The following is a 3,814-nucleotide window of genomic DNA, read 5'->3' as shown; positions in this document are numbered from 1 at the left end:
CAACATAACGAGGCGCTGCTGCGTAACGATGACGGGGGTGTCGTGGTGGATATGGATACCGGTGAAATTATCGACGGCGCTGTCTCCAGTGCTGCGGATCTCAATAAGGCACTCTGATGGGTGCCGCTACTTCTCAATGTGAAATCATGGAGGCTTTTTTATGGACGAGCGAGTTTATGTAGTCAGCTTTGGCACGAATCAATTTCTACTGAACAAATTGGAGGATGCGGTGGCACTGCTGAATCTGGTTACGGATGCCCAGGCAGTGGTGGAAACCTATCATGACGGCAGGTTCATCATCAAACACTCAGAGTGTAATAGCCACGCCGATCTGCGAGTGCGCTATGTGTCGGATATTGATGGCGAGCATTTGTAAGACAGGAGGTCCAGGATGAAGTGGGTGAAACTGAGCCGCTATTACGAGCTTTCCGGTGATACACAGGATGCTTTCTACAAGAAAAAAAATCGCGGTATATGGCGCGAAGGTAAAGAGTTTCGCACCGCAGCAGATGGGGCGACATGGGTCAATCTTCAGGCTGTGGAAGTCTGGGCAGAAAAAAGTCGCTATGTACGATAAGAAAGAATAAGAGAGGTGCTGTATGGACTTATCCCATATTGAAACGCCCGCAGGTATTGAAGTTCGGGCTTTTAAAAAATACGCAACGGTCAGGATGGTTTTCTACTATCGAAAAGAACGCTGTCGAGAAAACTTCTCTAATCGTTCATGGCCAGACAATAATCCTTCATCAATTTCCAAATTTAAAACAGCTATTAAACGTGACGTAGCGGCTGCCCACCAGTTACTCTCCCGGGTGCGCCATGAAATATCAACAGACAAATTTGATTATGCTGCGTTTTTTCCTGACTCACCCAATGCAAATAAATTTTCTGTTGAAGATCGTTCGCTGCGGACAGTTGAGGATTTTCTGAAAAAGTTTCGTACCCGGTCTGAAAAGCGGGTCAGGCCGGTGACCCATAAAAACTATAAAAAGATCATCGATAATCAGCTGATACCGGATTTTGGTTATCTTCAGATCACTGACCTTACTCCTGGCATTATTCGTGACTGGGTCTTTGCAAAAAGCCATACCTGCAAACGGAAAACCATCAGTAACATTCTATCGCCATTCAAGCAGGCCATGGATGATGCCCTGATGGATAGGGCAATCACAGAGAACCCGGTTCGTCAGGTCAACCTGGACTCCATCATTACCATCGAATCACGTCAAAGTGAATTTCAGGTCGATCCGTTTACTGAAGAAGAAATCGATATTCTGCTGGACAATATGATTGATCAGGTGAAGAACCTGTTTCAGTTCGCTTTTTATACGGGCATGCGTACCAGTGAACTGATTGCCTTGAAGTGGGAAAAGGTCGACTTTGTGAACAGGGAAATACTGGTAGACCAGGCGATGGTAGAGGGACATATTGACCGATTAAAAACCGCTGAAAAAGGAGTCTCATCCCGTAAGATCCTGATGCTGGATCAGGCACACGAAGCCTTACAGCGTCAGAAAGCACATACTTTCCTTGAAGGTAATTTCGTTTTTCATCACCCGTTGAAAGCAAGACACTGGATGAATGACTCGGAAATTCGCAAGTTTGCCTGGCATCCAGCCATCAAACGATCAGGCCTGCGTTATCGCAACCCTTACCAAACCCGGCATACCTATGCCCATATGCTGATCAAGGATAATGAGAACCCTTGGTGGATTGCTAACCAAATGGGGCATAGCGGAATCGAAATGCTTAACCGTCACTATGGTGGCTGGTTGGAAAAGTCCGCTGAGAAGTATATTCCCAAATCTCGCTTCACTGGAGACAAGTCTCTTTCCGCTGCTCAGTAATCCTTCCTTTCTGTTTAACTCTCCGTAGTTTTTTAGGCTGCCTTAGTGGGTGGCTACCCTCTTTTCAGACTCTTTCTCGCTAAATCAAATTATGACTTTCTGGTCTTTCGCTGCCAATTCTGAGGGGCGTTTGAGGGGCTTTTTTTTCACTTTGAGGGGCGCTTGAGGGGCGGTGGGGGGCGTTTAAGGGGCTTTTCTGAGCAGACTGGGGCAGACTCAGGCAGACCACCCCCAAAAAGAAAAAGGGCGTAAACTCTTGAATTTACGCCCTTTAATCTGCCTGACTCTGCCTGTGTCGGTCTGAGTCAGTTTTGGTGGTTGGTGGAGGCGGCGGGATTTGAACCCGCGTCCGCCAGTTCTCAGCCTTCGGCTCTACATGCTTAGATCCACCTTTAATTTAACACCACAGCGACCCAGTGGTCGGGGTTCCGCGATGCGATTCCCACAAGTTTTAGCCCGTCAGCCAGAGACCTGCTGAGCGTGGCGAGTCCGCTTGCGATGACAGTCTGAATACCAGCCAGCAGACGAGCCGGTTAGACTGGGAGTATCGTAGTGTTAGCTACGATTAACCAAACGCTACCTGATCGAAATGAGGTTCGTTTGAAGCTCCAGTTAAGTTACCTTTGGCAACTAATAGGTTTGTAGTGTTTTGATTAACGAGAACCACTACGCCCTCGGCATGCACCTAAGGGTTCGATACCGTCGTCGAATCCGAATCGCCCCCAGATCTTATAGTTATAGAGCACTGAGCCCGATGTCGCAATGGCTGGCGCATAATCTGTTGCTATATCCGGTTTTATTCACGCCAGGAAGGATCAATGCGATCCAGTCTGCGCAACAGGCCGGGCCATGCAAGCTCAGCTCCCCTGCCCAGATTGGCCTCCTGGTATTGATTGATCACGACCTGTTCGACTTCCGGTTGAATTTGTACGATTGGCGTACCGCACCCCATGGCCTTAAGCTGGATCTCACAGGCTTTTTGCAGAAAGTAGAAGTTCTGAAATGCCTCGGCAACTGTAGCTCCTGCCACCAGCACACCATGATTCCGCAGAAACATAACATTGTTCTGCCCCATATCTTTCTGCAGGCGCTGACGTTCACCTTTGTTTACGGATATTCCTTCATAGTCATGGTAAGCCACCCTCTGAAACAGAAGCATTGCATGCTGGCTCAGTGGCAACAGACCACACTCCAGGGCAGAGACAGCAACCGTCGCTACTGTATGGGCATGAAGGACACAGCGAACATCTTCCCTCACCTGATGAATGGCACTGTGGATAACAAAGCCGGCAGGGTTTACCGGCCAGTCGGAGTGTTCTACCTTGTTGCCGTCCAGATCGATTCGAACCAGACTGGAGGCAGTGATCTCGTCGAACATCATGCCAAAGGGGTTGATCAGAAAATCCGATGGCCCATCCGTTAACCGGCAGGTGATATGGGTGTAAATCAGGTCATCCCAGCCGAAGTGTGCCATTAAGCGATAGCAGGCAGCCACGTCCAGCCGAAGTTTCCATTCACTCTCATCAAAACGGTTATTTTTCTCTGCGTCTGGTAATCCCATGCCCAATCGCCCTGTCATCATTGCTCAGCAACACTGGCTGTTGAATACGGTTAGCGGTTGCAAAATGCGCGAAAAATATCCACTGCCATGACGTCAGACAGTGAATTGATATACGCGCTCTGGATACTATAGCTATCTTTGGTGATACCGCGGATTACGTAAATTTTTCTTTACGTACCAAGGGGGGGCACAATTAATACCAATTGAATTTTCTAACTACTGTATAACTGCCCAATCACGGGAGCACAGACTGAACAGTCGACCAGCTTCGCTGCAAAGGTTATTCCAAGCTTCACAGCAACAATCTACAATATTTTCATAACCTGAAAATGCTTTGTTTGATAAGTCATGCTCCCGCATCCACTCCCATAGCCTTTCTGAGCTGTTTAACTCCGGTGCGAATGGT

The 3,814-nt window shown here is 48.1% G+C and carries 4 protein-coding genes, 1 other RNA gene and 1 pseudogene; 3 read left to right on the top strand and 3 right to left on the bottom strand.

Going from position 1 to position 3,814, the window contains the following annotated elements:
* Positions 1-160 precede the first annotated feature (160 nt).
* The 3 genes from AK963_RS26545 to AK963_RS26535 are packed head-to-tail and all read left to right on the top strand — an operon-like array spanning position 161 to position 1,847.
* Positions 161-376 carry a hypothetical protein gene (locus AK963_RS26545; RefSeq protein ID WP_066018360.1) on the top strand — a complete coding sequence of 72 codons (216 nt, stop codon included), beginning with the start codon at positions 161-163 and terminating at the stop codon, positions 374-376.
* Between the two features lie 15 nt (positions 377-391).
* Positions 392-577: a hypothetical protein gene (locus AK963_RS26540; protein ID WP_066018359.1), complete on the top strand. Its 186-nt coding sequence runs from the start codon at positions 392-394 to the stop codon at positions 575-577.
* 22 nt (positions 578-599) lie between these two features.
* The gene (locus tag AK963_RS26535) at positions 600-1,847 is read left to right on the top strand and encodes a site-specific integrase (RefSeq protein WP_066018358.1); all 1,248 of its coding nucleotides are present in this window, start codon (positions 600-602) and stop codon (positions 1,845-1,847) included.
* Positions 1,848-2,166: 319 nt separating this feature from the next.
* On the opposite strand, the gene ssrA is transcribed toward AK963_RS26535, so the two are convergent.
* From ssrA to AK963_RS36005, 3 genes and pseudogenes are all read right to left on the bottom strand, one after another.
* Positions 2,167-2,571: a transfer-messenger RNA gene (gene ssrA / locus AK963_RS26530) on the bottom strand.
* A gap of 72 nt (positions 2,572-2,643) precedes the next feature.
* Positions 2,644-3,408, bottom strand: a complete 765-nt coding sequence (locus tag AK963_RS26525; protein WP_066018357.1) for a class II aldolase/adducin family protein — start codon at positions 3,406-3,408, stop codon at positions 2,644-2,646.
* Between the two features lie 216 nt (positions 3,409-3,624).
* Positions 3,625-3,814: pseudogene (locus AK963_RS36005) on the bottom strand (IS630 family transposase); the annotation flags it as partial.

The organism is Endozoicomonas atrinae, from assembly GCF_001647025.1.
Classification (GTDB): Bacteria; Pseudomonadota; Gammaproteobacteria; order Pseudomonadales; family Endozoicomonadaceae; genus Endozoicomonas; species Endozoicomonas atrinae.
This window is presented reverse-complemented; position numbering and strand designations above follow the sequence as displayed.